At 69.0% G+C, this 12,492-nt stretch carries 11 protein-coding genes and 2 riboswitches; of the genes, 6 read left to right on the forward strand and 5 right to left on the reverse strand.

What is annotated here, in order from left to right; translation table 11 throughout:
• A complete protein-coding gene (locus ACGFIO_RS15415) occupies window positions 1-507 on the reverse strand; it encodes a hypothetical protein (protein ID WP_392826706.1) in 507 nt (168 codons plus the stop codon).
• 253 nt (window positions 508-760) lie between these two features.
• Between ACGFIO_RS15415 and ACGFIO_RS15420 the strand changes: the two genes are divergently transcribed.
• The gene (locus tag ACGFIO_RS15420) at window positions 761-2,257 is read left to right on the forward strand and encodes a diguanylate cyclase (protein ID WP_392826708.1); all 1,497 of its coding nucleotides are present in this window, start codon (window positions 761-763) and stop codon (window positions 2,255-2,257) included.
• Window positions 2,258-2,315: 58 nt separating this feature from the next.
• Here ACGFIO_RS15420 and ACGFIO_RS15425 read toward each other — a convergent pair whose 3' ends face one another.
• Entirely contained in the window at window positions 2,316-2,894 is a 579-nt protein-coding gene (locus ACGFIO_RS15425; protein WP_392826709.1) for a hypothetical protein, read from the reverse strand.
• 308 nt (window positions 2,895-3,202) lie between these two features.
• Window positions 3,203-3,559 (reverse strand): hypothetical protein, encoded by a 357-nt coding sequence (locus ACGFIO_RS15430; RefSeq protein ID WP_392826711.1) that lies wholly within the window; start codon window positions 3,557-3,559, stop codon window positions 3,203-3,205.
• 112 nt (window positions 3,560-3,671) lie between these two features.
• Between ACGFIO_RS15430 and ACGFIO_RS15435 the strand changes: the two genes are divergently transcribed.
• Window positions 3,672-5,114: a glycoside hydrolase family 76 protein gene (locus tag ACGFIO_RS15435; protein WP_392826713.1), complete on the forward strand. Its 1,443-nt coding sequence runs from the start codon at window positions 3,672-3,674 to the stop codon at window positions 5,112-5,114.
• A 72-nt stretch (window positions 5,115-5,186) separates the two neighbouring features.
• A complete protein-coding gene (locus ACGFIO_RS15440) occupies window positions 5,187-7,421 on the forward strand; it encodes a putative bifunctional diguanylate cyclase/phosphodiesterase (RefSeq protein WP_392826715.1) in 2,235 nt (744 codons plus the stop codon).
• Here ACGFIO_RS15440 and ACGFIO_RS15445 read toward each other — a convergent pair.
• Window positions 7,361-7,966, reverse strand: a complete 606-nt coding sequence (locus tag ACGFIO_RS15445) for a TetR/AcrR family transcriptional regulator (protein WP_392826717.1) — start codon at window positions 7,964-7,966, stop codon at window positions 7,361-7,363. The genes ACGFIO_RS15440 and ACGFIO_RS15445 overlap by 61 nt on opposite strands.
• A gap of 172 nt (window positions 7,967-8,138) precedes the next feature.
• On the opposite strand from ACGFIO_RS15445, the gene ACGFIO_RS15450 reads away from it, so the two are divergent.
• A complete protein-coding gene (locus ACGFIO_RS15450; RefSeq protein ID WP_392826718.1) occupies window positions 8,139-9,038 on the forward strand; it encodes an ABC transporter permease in 900 nt (299 codons plus the stop codon).
• Complete coding sequence (locus tag ACGFIO_RS15455) at window positions 9,031-9,810, forward strand: ABC transporter ATP-binding protein (protein WP_392826720.1); 780 nt, start codon at window positions 9,031-9,033, stop codon at window positions 9,808-9,810. The genes ACGFIO_RS15450 and ACGFIO_RS15455 overlap by 8 nt, the downstream gene beginning before the upstream one ends.
• Window positions 9,811-9,836: 26 nt before the next feature.
• Here the strand turns inward: ACGFIO_RS15455 and ACGFIO_RS15460 are convergent, their stop codons facing one another.
• Complete coding sequence (locus tag ACGFIO_RS15460) at window positions 9,837-10,865, reverse strand: coiled-coil domain-containing protein (protein ID WP_392826721.1); 1,029 nt, start codon at window positions 10,863-10,865, stop codon at window positions 9,837-9,839.
• Between the two features lie 2 nt (window positions 10,866-10,867).
• A riboswitch (cyclic di-AMP (ydaO/yuaA leader) is annotated at window positions 10,868-11,015 on the reverse strand.
• Between the two features lie 260 nt (window positions 11,016-11,275).
• Window positions 11,276-11,414, forward strand: a riboswitch (cyclic di-AMP (ydaO/yuaA leader).
• A gap of 3 nt (window positions 11,415-11,417) precedes the next feature.
• Here ACGFIO_RS15460 and ACGFIO_RS15465 point away from each other — a divergent pair.
• Window positions 11,418-12,455 carry a coiled-coil domain-containing protein gene (locus tag ACGFIO_RS15465; protein ID WP_392826722.1) on the forward strand — a complete coding sequence of 346 codons (1,038 nt, stop codon included), beginning with the start codon at window positions 11,418-11,420 and terminating at the stop codon, window positions 12,453-12,455.
• The last annotated feature ends 37 nt before the right edge of the window (window positions 12,456-12,492 follow it).

Raw genomic sequence — 12,492 nt, forward strand, 5'->3', positions numbered from 1 at the left:
TCAGGCCGCCGAGAAGCTCAGGTTGACCGTGACGTTCTTGCAGTCGTCCTGGTTCTGGTTCGGCTTGTCGATCATCCGGATCGTGGCGCCGGACGACGCGTAGTTGGTGTCGCCGTTCGGCAGGTCCGCGTTGATCGCGGTGGGCTGCACGATGTCGAAGTCACTGGCGTCGCACGGGAACGCCGAGTTCGGGTCGTTGCCCGTTACTCCGGTCACGGCAATCGTGACATTGGCGATGTGTTGCGGGCTGAGTTTCGGGTTAGTGATCTTGAAAGCGATCGGCTGGGCGGTGCCACCTGGGGCCAGGCCGGACGGTGCCGTACCGGTCTGTGTGACGGTGACTGAGGCCGATGTGCCACTGGCCCCGGTGGCGGTTCCGGCACCGGAGGTGGTCCAGTACGCGAAGGCGGTGCCGGCCACGAAGACGCCGGCGACGGTCGGGACGAGCACCACTGCGGCACGCCGGCGAGACCTGCGACGCTCCTGGGCACTGCGCTTCGTAGCCATGAACCACTCCGTTTCCGCATGCGGCGACCGGCCCCTTCCGGTCGTGTACCTGCACCTTCGGCGTCCCACATGATCAACTTTGCCGGTGCGGCGAGCATTTTCGCCAAAGGGAAAAGTCAGGCGTTTCGGTCTCGGGTATTGGCACGAGCAGCAAACTGCCGATACTGGGGTCATGTCGGAGTGGATCGAGCCGGATGACCGGTTACCCGTGCCGGTAACCGCTTACGGCCCACTTCAGCTTTTCGCAGTCCGAGTGCACGTTCTGGCCACGACCGGGCGGGCGCCCGAGGCGATCGAGGCGGCCAACGCGTTCCTGATGATCGCCCAGGCCGTCCGCGACCAGAAAAGCGTCGCCTTCCTGCACCAGGGCCGGATGTACGCGTACCTGGACATGGGCCAGATCGACGAGGCCACCGCGGCCGGCGAGCACCTGCTCACCCTGCACCAGCAGAGCGGCAACGTGGTCGGCGAGGCCAAAGTGCTGTGCGACCTGGCCCGGCTGCGCGTGTTCCAGGGCCGGCTGGTCGACGGCATGCGCAACCTGGCCCGCGCCGGCATGCTGCTCGACTCCTGCCCGCGCTCCGACCGCCACCGGTCGGCGATGTGCTCGTTCGCCCAGTCGGCCGCGGCCGCGCAGATGTACGAGATCGCGGCCGACGCGTACGAGCACCTGACCGCCCAGGACAACGCCCGCGGCCGCCGCACCACCTCGTTCGACCTGGTCTACTCGCGCACCCTGCTCTACTGGGGCATCCGCCTCGGCCACGCCGGCCGGTGCGACGAGGCGGCGACCCGGCTCCGGCGTACCGCCGACATCACCCGCCGCTGGCTCGACCAGCACCCCGGCGACCCGTGCATGACCGCGGTCCAGGCGCTGGCCCTGGCCAAGCTGGGTGACACGGCCGTGGCCGAAAAGCTGGCGAGTTCCGCGATCATGCCGCTGCGACAGGGCGACAGCGGTGAGTTCGCCCGGATGGCGCATCTGGCCCTGGGCATCAGCCTGCGCGCCTCCGGCCGGCTGGCCGAGTCCCGCCGCGAGTTCCTGGCCGCCAGTCAGCTCTGCGACATCAAGCCGCCGCTGCCCGACGAGCGACCGATCATCCGTTACGAGATGGGCCTGACCGCGCTGGCGCTGGACGGCGGCCAGCCCAGCCAGGACCTGTTCGCCGCGGTCGCCAACCAGGTCCGCGAGCTGTGGCAGCTCCGGCTGCAGCGGGTCGGCATGCTGCGCCAGGCCCGGCAGCGCGAGGAACTGGAGGCGGCCCGGGCCGACGCGGAACTGCAGAGCCGCCGCGACGCGCTCACCGGGCTGGGCAACCGGCGCCGCTTCGATCTGCTGCTCGGCCAGGTCGACGCGGGCGAGATGGGCCGGCCGCTCACCCTGCTGCTGGTCGACCTGGACCACTTCAAGGCCGTCAACGACGCGTACTCGCACAGCGCCGGCGACCGGGTGTTGCGCGAGGTGGCCACGCTGCTGGTGAGCCACTGCCGCCCCGGCGACGAGGCGGTGCGCTACGCGGGCGACGAGTTCGTGGTGTTCCTGCGGGGCGACGGGACGCGCGCCCGTGAGGTGGCCGAACGCATCCGGCAGTCGGTGGCGCGGGCCGAGATCCTGGCCGGGGTGCGGCTCACGGTCAGCGTGGGCATGGCCGAGCTGACCGACGGGATGACCGCCGAGGCGTTGTTCCGGGCGGTCGACGACCGCCTCTACGCGGCCAAGTGGAGTGGCCGCAACGCCATCGCCGCCTGAACCCAGTGGTAGCCCAGGGCGGCGCCCGGACGCCCGGCCGCGCCCTGGGCTGCCACTGTCAGTTGGGGTAGACCACGCCGGATTCGCCGGCGTACGTGTGCCGGGCGCCGTCGAGCCAGTGACCGGTTTTCGGGGCGTCCAGCCAGACGACGTACGGCGTGCCCGAAGCCAGCCCGGAGATCGTGGTGGTGACCGTGCACCCGCCGGCCGGCGCGACGTCCTGCCACACCGGGTCCGGCTGCTTGCCCGAGACCAGCGGCTGCGGCACCGCGGTGATCCGGTAGTTCGAGCCGTTCTGCTGCGGCCACGTCACGGTCAGCGACCCGGCGCCCGCGACGATGGTCAGCGGGATCAGCACCGGTTCGGCCGTCCAGTTCCGCGGGCAGGACGGGTCGACCGGCAGGAACGACACCGGCGGCAGCGAGGCGCCGGCGTACTTGCCGTTGCCCCGGGTCGGTGTCGGGCTCGGTGTCGCCTTGCCGGTCTCGCCGACGATCCAGCCGGAGCCGCTGACCGGGCCGGTCGACGGGCTGGCCTCGGTGTTGGGGTGCATCGACATGTCCAGGCCGAGCGCCGCGCATCCGCTCAGGAACACGGGCACCAGCAACGCGACCACACCCAGCACCGTTTTCCGCATGCCAGCAGGTTCGGCCACTACCCCGAAGGTCTTAGCGGAGCCTTGACGGCCCAACCTCGCGCGATCAGGTCGCCGGTCGCGCTGATCGCGGCGCGAGAGACGCTCGGCGAAGCTTCCGGTCAGTTCCCGGTTGGGGTACGCCCGAAGCCCGCGGTTCCTCGCGGAAGCGCCCGGTCATCCAGCCCCGGATCGCCTCGCCGCCGCGCAGTCGGTCCTGCGTGAACGGGACACCCTCGTCGGCGGTCAGCGGGTACCGGTCGGGCCGGCATACCCGGGGCCGAGGACGCAGAGGGTGAGGAACGCGACGTCTATACCGGGAAAAGCTCGTGTCCCGCCATCTCGATCAGGCCGTCGCCGGTGACCCGGGCCGGCGTACGCAGCCCGTCCTCGTCGCGCAGGCGCACGTCGGCGCCGTCGACCGCGTACCAGCCGTGGGCTCTGCGGTCGCGGCCCTGAACCGTGAGGTCGTAGCTCAGGTCGTTGCGCAGCACCAGCGTGACCACGCCGTCCAGGCTGCGCCAGGTGCCGGCGATCGAGGGCGGCTCGGTGGCCTCGGTGACCACGGCCGGCGGCGGTGCGACGGCCAGCGCCGACCCACCGGTGCCGCCGCCCATGGCGATGGCGAGCAGCGAGGTGGCGCCGAGGATGGTGGTGTCGATGCGCATGGCCTCTTCGTTCGGCCGGGGCGGCGGATCGGAAAGAACTCCGTTTGTGGCAAAGCGGTTGCTTGTCACAAAGTCATTGAAGTTCGACAATCTTTACGGTTTATTTACAACTATGTCCAAGCGCAGGTTGGGTCGGCTGGCGATCGTCACCGTCGCTGCGGCTCTCATCCCCATCCCCTTCATCCCCTCATCCCCCGCGCAGGCCGCCACGGTCTGCAACAAGTACTGCGACGGCCGGGACGCCGGCCTCGCGCCGGGCGACCGGCCGACGGTCAACGCCGGCATCTACGGCCGCACCTTCCGCATGCACCTCAACGACACCGACGCCATGGCGTGGGCGACGATCGAGGGCGGCCAGGCCACCGACGAGGTGTGGCTGGACCGGTCCTTCGACGGCGGCCGCAGCTGGGCCGACAACAGCAAGCTGGGTGACACTCGCATCCCCACGGGTGCCACCTCGGCCCGGACCACCCAGTTCAACGTCGACGACTGGAACACCAGCGGCGTCGGCGCGCTGCGAGCCTGCGGCAAGGCCGGTGACCGGGCCGAGATCGCGTGCACGGCGTGGACCCGGAGCAACTGGAACGCCTGGGACCGGCGGACCGCCGCGGCGACCGCGCTGATGATGCGCTGGGACCGCGGCACCGGCCTGTTCGACGGCAACGGCTGGTGGACCGGCGCCAACGCGATCACCGCGGTGATCGAGAACGCCCGGGTCAGCGGCATGAACAGCTACCGGTACGCCATCGCCGGCACCTACGACAAGAATGTGAACTCGCGGCTGGGCCAGTTCCGCAACGAGTATCTGGACGACACCGGCTGGTGGGGTCTGGCCTGGGTGGCCGCGTACGACCTGACCGGCGACAGCCGCTATCTGAACACCGCCCGGGCCGACGCCGACCACATGTTCAACTACTGGGACACCCGATGTGGCGGCGGCATCTGGTGGAGCACCGCCAAGACGTACAAGAACGCCATCTCCAACAGCCTCTACATCCAGCTGAACGCCGCCCTGTCCCAGCGGATCTCCGGTGACACCGTCTACCGCGGCCGGGCCGCCGCCGGGTGGAGCTGGTTCCAGACCACCGGGATGCTGAACGGCTCGAACCTCGTCAACGACGGCGTCAACCTCAGCACCTGCCGCAACAACGGCGACGTGACCTGGACCTACAACCAGGGCGTGCTGATCAACGCGCTGGTCCAGCTGAACCGGCTCACCGGGGACGCGAACGCGCTGGCCACCGCCCGGCGGATCGGCGACGCGCTGACCAGCAGCACGTATCTGAACAAGAACGGGATCCTGACCGAGCCCAACGAGAGCGAGTGTGCCGGCGACGGCGCCTCGTTCAAGGGTGCGGCGGTGCGCGGGCTGGGCGTGCTGAACGCGGCCGCCGGCGGGGCGTACAACACCTACCTGCGCCGGCAGGCGGACAGCAACTACGCCAACAACCGGGACAGCATCGACGCGTACGGCAGCCACTGGGCCGGACCCCGGGTGGCGACCAACCACAGCTGTCAGCACAGCGTCCTTGATTTGCTCAACGTCACTAACTGACTACTCAAAATGACGGCCGGGCCGCCGATCTGACCATTCGTGGATCAGTGGTCCGGCCGTACGTTCCGACTGATGACCGTGTTGGTACTGGCCAACACGGTCGCCTTCGGCCTGTCCGTGGCCCTGGGCCGGCTATGGCCGCCCGCACTCAGCTGGCTCCCGTTGCCCATGATCATTTTGCTCGCGGCGCTCCTGGCCGCCCGGGCCGACCGGAACGCCGCGCCCGAGCTGCGCCGGTACTGGCGGCTCAACGTGGCCGGCCTGATCATCTTCGGCGCGGCCATGGCGCTCCGGGCGATCGACGCCGCCGCCGGCGGCGGGTCGGCGCTGGTCCCGATCGCCACCGTCCTGCACGTGGTCGGCGGCCTGACGATGATGGCCGCGCTCAACCAGCTGCCGCTCGGCGCGCGGTCCCGGTCCTCCCGGCTGACCGTGACCCTGGACGTCGGCACGCTGATGGTGGCCACCGGCGTGCTGGTCTTCCACTTCGCCGTGCTGCCGCTGCTGCAGGCGGCCCGGATCACCCTGTTCGACCTGCTGGCCGCGATCGTGCTGATGGCCGCCGGGATGGGCACCGTGCAGACCGCGGCCACGGTCGCCCTGTCCGGGGTGGCGACCATGTCCCGGCGCTCGCTGGCGGCGGTCGGCGCGTCGGCGGTCATCGGTGGCCTCGGCTCGGCGGTCGGCCTGCTGCTGCCGCTCGGCCTGCCGATCAACCCGATGGTGCTGCTGCTGCCGCTCGCGGCGTACACGATCGCGCTGAGCGCCCGGTTCCAGATGGTCGACGCCGAGCAGCCAGAGCTGCCCCGGCCACGGCGCGGGTACAGCCTGATGCCGTACGTCGCCGTAGCCGTGGTGTCGGTCATGCTCGCGGTCACCGCCCTGACCCGCGCCCCCGACCACCTGATCGTGGTCGGCTTCGCCGTGGCGATCATCGCCCTGGTCATCCTGCGCCAGCTGATCGCCTTCCGGCAGAACGACGCCCTGCTCCAGGAGAACCGCCGCCAGCGCGAACGGCTCAGCCACGAGGCCTCCCACGACGCGTTGACCGGCCTGCCCAACCGCACCCTGTTCGCCCGGCGGCTGGCCGCCGCGGCCGGCCGGGACGCACCGTTCTGCCTGGTCCTGGTCGACCTGGACGACTTCAAGGCGGTCAACGACACGATGGGGCACGCGGTCGGCGACGCGCTGCTGGTGCACGTGGCCGAGCGGATGACCGCGGGGGTACGCCCGTCCGACACCGTGGCCCGCCTGGGCGGCGACGAGTTCGCCATCCTCTTCGAGGGCGTCACCCAGGACCGGATCGGCACGGTCCTGTCCCGGATCTCGAACATCCTGCTCGAACCGGCGGTGATCGAGGGCGAACTGCTGAGCGTGAAGGCCAGCTTCGGCGTGGTCCAGGGCCGGCCCGGTGACGACCCGCACCACCTGCAGCGCCGGGCCGACATCGCGATGTACGAGGCCAAGGAGCGCGGCGAGGGTGGGCATCAGATCTACCAGCCGGGCATGGAGACCCGGGGCGCCGAGCGCAGCCGGCTGGCGGCCGAGCTGCGCGCCGCGATCGCCGGTGACCAGCTGGTGCTGCACTACCAGCCGGAGGTGACCCTGCCGGAGGGCCGGATCGTCGCCGCCGAGGCCCTGGTCCGCTGGCAGCACCCGGAGCGCGGGCTGCTCGGCCCGGGCGCGTTCGTGGACACGGCCGAGCAGACCGGGCTGATCGTGCCGATGGGCCACTGGGTGCTGCGCGAGGCGACCCGGCAGGCGGCGGTCTGGGCCGCCGGGGCCGGCGAACCGATCTCGATCTCGGTGAACGCCTCCGCCCGGCAGTTGCGTGACCCGGGCTTCCCCGGCGAGGTGGCCTCGGCGCTGGCCGGCAGCGGGCTACCGGCCGGGCTGCTCACCCTGGAGATCACCGAGTCGACGGCGGTCGGCGGCGGCGCCACCCAGCAGACCCTGGCCGAGCTGCGCGCGATCGGCGTACGGCTGTCGCTGGACGATTTCGGCACCGGCGCCTCCACCCTCAGCCTGCTCGCCACCTGCCCGGTGAACGAGATCAAGCTGGACCGGTCGTTCACGCCGCCACCCGGCACCGAGGCCATCGCGACAGCGGTGGTGCAGCTGGCCCGGGCCTTCGGCGTGGTCGCGGTGGCCGAGGGCGTCGAGACGCCCGAGCAGGCCGACCGGCTGACCGCCCTGGGCTACACCCGGGCCCAGGGCTTCCACTTCGCCCGCCCGATGCCCGCGGATCAGCTGTCCGAGCTGCTCCGCAACGCGGCCAGCACGGCCACGGTCAGCTTTTCCAGGTAGTCGTCGCTGAGCTCGGTGCGGGCGACCGCGAGCCGCCAGTAGAGCGGGCCGAGGATCAGGTCGACGGCCAGTTCCGGATCGGCGCCGGCGGGGAGCTCGCCCCGGGCCACCGCCTGGCCGACCAGCTTGTCGCCGACCGCCTGCTGGTGGGTCCGCAGCGCCTTCTCCAGGGTCGCGGCGATCTGCGGGTTGCGGGACGCCTCGGCCATCAGGTCGGGAATGATCTGCGAGGCGATCTTGTGTTGCAACGCCTTACTGACGATCATCATGAGCAGCTCGAGGTCGCCGGCGAAGCTGCCGGTGTCGGGCAGCGGAACCGCACGACCTGCGACATCCGACACGATCTCGAGAACCATCTCGAGCTTGTTGCTCCACCGGCGGTAGATTGCGGTCTTACCGACGCCGGCCCGTCGGGCCACCGCTTCGATCGACAGGCGGCCGTAACCGACCTCGGCCAGTTCACTCATCACCGCGTTGCGGATGGCCACCGTGATGTCCCCACGGAGGACCGCCGCCCCGGCCGGTGCACGCTTGACTGTCGCCACACAGTGACTATAGCGCTACGACGGAACGGTTGCGTTCCGCCGTTAGGTCGGATAGCGTCGTTCGTACGTCGATACGAATGCGTTTCGTCGGCGGATACTGGTTATCGTGTTGTCGCGCAAATCCCCCTGGTCCCGGCGATCCGCGGGACCATCCAGATCGGAGCGCCACCTCATGCCCCAGACGGCGGTCGCCGATTCCGGCACCGGCATCTCGCTCAAGGAGCTGGCAACGCGGCACGGCCTGCACTCGGCCGCCGCCCTGCCGAGCCTCCCGGCGTACTTCCGGGAAATTTGGGCGTACCGGCACTTCATCACGGCCTACTCGGCCGCCCGCATCACATCGTCGTTCGGCCAGACCAAGCTGGGCACGTTGTGGCAGGTCATGACACCGATCCTGAACGCTGCGGTGTATTACCTGATCTTCGGCGTCCTGCTCAACACCAACGGTCGCGACGTCTCCAACTTCATCGCGTACCTCTGCACCGGTGTTTTCCTCTTCGGATTCACCCAGACGGTCACGCAGGCGGGCATCAGCTCGATCCACGGCAACCTGGGACTGATCCGGGCGCTGCACTTCCCACGGGCCGCGTTGCCCATCTCGATCCTGCTGATCGAGGTGCGCAACATGATGGCCTCGATGACCGTGCTGGTCATCATCGTGCTGCTCACCGGTGAGCCGATCACCGTCGAATGGCTGTTCGTCCCGGTGATCCTCGTGCTGCTGGCCACGTTCAACTGCGGGCTGGCGCTGGCCGGGGCCCGGATCGGCTCCAAGCTGACCGACATCCGCCAGCTGGTCCCGTTCTTCATCCGGGTCTGGATGTACGGCTCGGCCGTGCTCTACCCGGTCCAGCGGTTCACCGACCATCTGCACGGGTGGAAGCTGTGGATCATCGAGGCCAACCCGATGCTCGTCTTCATCGAGCTGATGCGGCACTCGCTGATGGAAGACGTCAAGCTGGCCAGCCCGCTGACCCAGCTCTGGATCGAGGCCCTGGTCTGGGCCGCGGTCATGTTCAGTGTCGGCATCGTCTACTTCTGGCGCGGAGAGAAGGGCTACGGCCGTGGCTGACCCCACCGGGGAGCGCGTTCCCACCGTCATCGTCGACGACGCGCACGTGGTCTACAAGGTGCATGGTTCGCCGGCCTCCGGGACCGGCTCGCCGATCGCCAGCCTCAAGCGGATCGTGACCCGGACCAAGATGGCGAACATCCGCGAGGTGCACGCGATCAAGGGCGTCAGCTTCGTGGCCTACAAGGGCGAGGCGGTCGGGCTGGTCGGCAGCAACGGCTCCGGCAAGTCCACGCTGCTGCGGGCGATCGCCGGGCTGATGCCGGCCGAGCGTGGCGCGGTCTACGCCGCCGGGCAGCCGTCGCTGCTGGGCGTGAACGCGGTCCTGATGAACGACCTGTCCGGCGAGCGCAACGTGCTGCTCGGCTGCCTGGCCATGGGCATGTCCCCGGCCGAGGCCAAGGCCAAGGTCAAGGAGATCGTCGACTTCTCCGGCATCAACGAGCGCGGCGAGTTCAGCACGATGCCGATGCGGACCTACTCCTCCGGTATGGCGGCCCGGCTGCGGTTCTCCATCTCGGCGGCCAAGAAGCACGACGTGCTGCTGATCGACGAGGCGCTGGCCACCGGTGACGCCCGGTTCCGCCGGCGCAGCGAACAGCGCATCCGCGACCTGCGCGCCGACGCCGGCACGGTGTTCCTGGTCTCGCACAGCGAGGGAACCATCAAGGACACCTGCGAGCGCAGCATCTGGCTGGAGTCGGGCGTGATCAGGGCGGACGGCCCGACCGAGGACGTGCTGAAGGAGTACGGCGCCTACATGAGTAAGTAGGCTCCGTACCCCTTCGGGGGCCGGTGTTACTTCACCGACAGGTGCACGTGGTTGGTGTGGTCGCTGGACGGGTCGCCACCCGCGCCGGAATACGACTTCCAGCCACTGCTGGGCAGCCAGATCCGTTTGAACCAGATGACATACAACACACCGAGCGTGCTCGAGTTGTTGATGAAGTAGTTGGCCAGATTGTTGCCGTACGTCCGGCTGCTACCCGAGGCGACGCCGCCGAATCCACCCTTGTCGGCGGCGAAGTCGCACGCCCGGCCCTTCGGATGCTCACCGCTGTTCTGTGTTCGCCAGCAGTGCACGTAGTGGGTGAATCCGGCCTTCTTGGCCTCGTTCATGGCGTGCAGCAGACGCGGCGTGATGCAGCCGCCGCTGGTCGGGTCGTTGACCGTGCAGCCGCCACTGAGGTTGCCGCCGGGGCTGGCCTTGGCGCTCTTGCCGCCGCCGCCCGGCGAGCCGGCGTCCTGACCCTGCCCGGCCGCCTTGAGCGCGGCTTCGGCCTGGCTCTTGCGCTTGGCCATCACGGTCAGCTGCTTCTGCTGGTCGGCGATCTCGGTGTCGATCGAGGTCTTGGCCCGCACCTGCTGGTCCCGGGTGTCTTTGAGGTCCCGCAGCGCGGCATCCTGCTTGATCGCCACGGTCTGCAGGGTCTGCACCCGGTCGAGCATGCCGTTCGCCCCACCGTCGCCGGACGCGTTGATCAGCGCGCCCATCGTCCCGAGACGGCCGGTGCGGTAGCTCTGTGCGGCGATCTTGTCCAGCTCGGCCTGCCTCGGCCCGAGTTGCTGGTCCAGATTTTTGATCACCAGGACCAGCTTGGCCTGCCGCCCCTTCGAGGTGTCGAGGGCCTCCTTAGCCTCGACATAGCCCTTGGACGCGTCCTCGACCTTCTGGATCAGCGACTTGGAGCCGCCTTCGCCGTCGTCGCCGTTGTCGCCCGGCGCGGCGACGGCCGGGCCCGCCATGGTGGTGGCCGCGAGCCCGCCGGCCGCGATCAGGACCGCCAGTCCGGTCGCCAATCGCCTCCGGACAGAGTTCTGCCTCATGCCCATCCTTCCGTCGGCCGCCGGCCGGGTTAGCTGACGGGTTCGGGAGGGAAGCGCTCCCTACCGCGACGGGGGGCCGTCGCGGATTCACCCCATTGCCTGGGGTTTGGGTCCCCGGCTCGCCGGGTGGCGATTAGGCGGCGATCACCGTTTGATAACGCTGACCGACAGGAACGATACCTACGAATCAGATATTCGCCACCTCGCACTCTGCGCCACCATTCCAGCACCATCGGTTATTTCGACTATGGTGAGAATGTAACGACTCACATTGATAGGACGTGACCAGTCAATGTCACGTAAAGTCGTTGTCCGATAACACCTTTTCCGGCTTCGCCACGCTGAAGCGGGGCGTTTCGTCAGGTAAGCTGGCCGCCGGTCACTGCCAGGAGGCACTCCCCCAGGTTGCCGGCAGGACACCACCTAATCGCCCGAAAGGCGAGCCGGGGAACCACGTTCTCTGGGGTGAATCCGCGAGCCATCGCGGTAGGGAGCGCTTCCCTCCCGAACCCGTCAGCTAACTCGGCCGGTGGATACACGGAAGGAACATGCATGACGGCAAGCCCACGCCGGTGGCTGGTCCTCGCCCTGGCACCGCTCGTCGCTGTGACCATGTCGGTTTTCGCACCCGCGTCACCGGCCAGCGCCGAGCCGGGTGACGAAAACAGCACAACCAAGAGTGGATCGGCCGCGCCCGATGAGGGCAAGCAGGACGCCCTGCTCGAGGACGTGCTCGAGTCGACCGGTCGCCGCTACCTGGCCGCCAAGAACGCGATCCAGAAGTCCTCGAAGACCCAGCTCGACCTGGCTGTCCAGGTCAAGCAGGCGGAATCCCGGCGTGATCTGCTGCTCCCGCAGGTCGGCAAGATCGCCGGCCAGCAGTACCGCAACGGTGGCCTGTCGACGGCCAGCTTCCTGCTCGACAGCCCCGGCGCCGGCGGCTTCCTCGACCGGGCGATCTCGCTCGAGGAGCTGAACGCGCTCAACGACAACAAGCTGCGCGAGCTGAACGACGCGATCGACGAGGTCTCCCGGACCAAGGCGCGCCTCGATCAAGAGGTCAAGCAGCAGAAGAACAACGTGCTGCTGATGCAGAAGCAGAAAGAGGCCGCGGACAAGGCGCTGGCCCTGGTCGGCGGCCCGCTGACCGGCGGCTTCGTGGACGCCACGTCCAAGGTCGCCGCGCCCGCCCCGCGTGACAAGAACGGCGATTTCGGGCCGCAGAGCTGCAACGTCGACGACCCGACGACCGGCGGCTGCATCACCGCGCGCACCCTGCACATGTACCAAGAGGTAAAGAAGGCGGGCTTCAACCGCTTCGTCGGCTGCCACCGCGACGGTGGCCCGTTCGAGCATCCCAAGGGCCGGGCCTGCGACTGGTCCCTGGAGAAGTCGGGCTTCCGCAAGCACCACAACAACGACACACTGAAGTACGGCAACGATCTGATGGCGTTCCTGGTCCGCAACGCCGACCGGCTCGGCATCCTCTACGTGATCTGGAACAAACAGATCTGGTTCCCGACCCGCGGCTGGAGCAACTACCACGGCCCCAGCACGCACGAGGACCACGTACACGTGTCAATGCTCTGAGCCTCAGCGAAGAACCCCGCCTCCATCGATCGGAGGC

The sequence above is a fragment of the Actinoplanes sp. NPDC049265 genome (assembly GCF_043197135.1).
Taxonomy (GTDB): Bacteria; Actinomycetota; Actinomycetes; order Mycobacteriales; family Micromonosporaceae; genus Actinoplanes.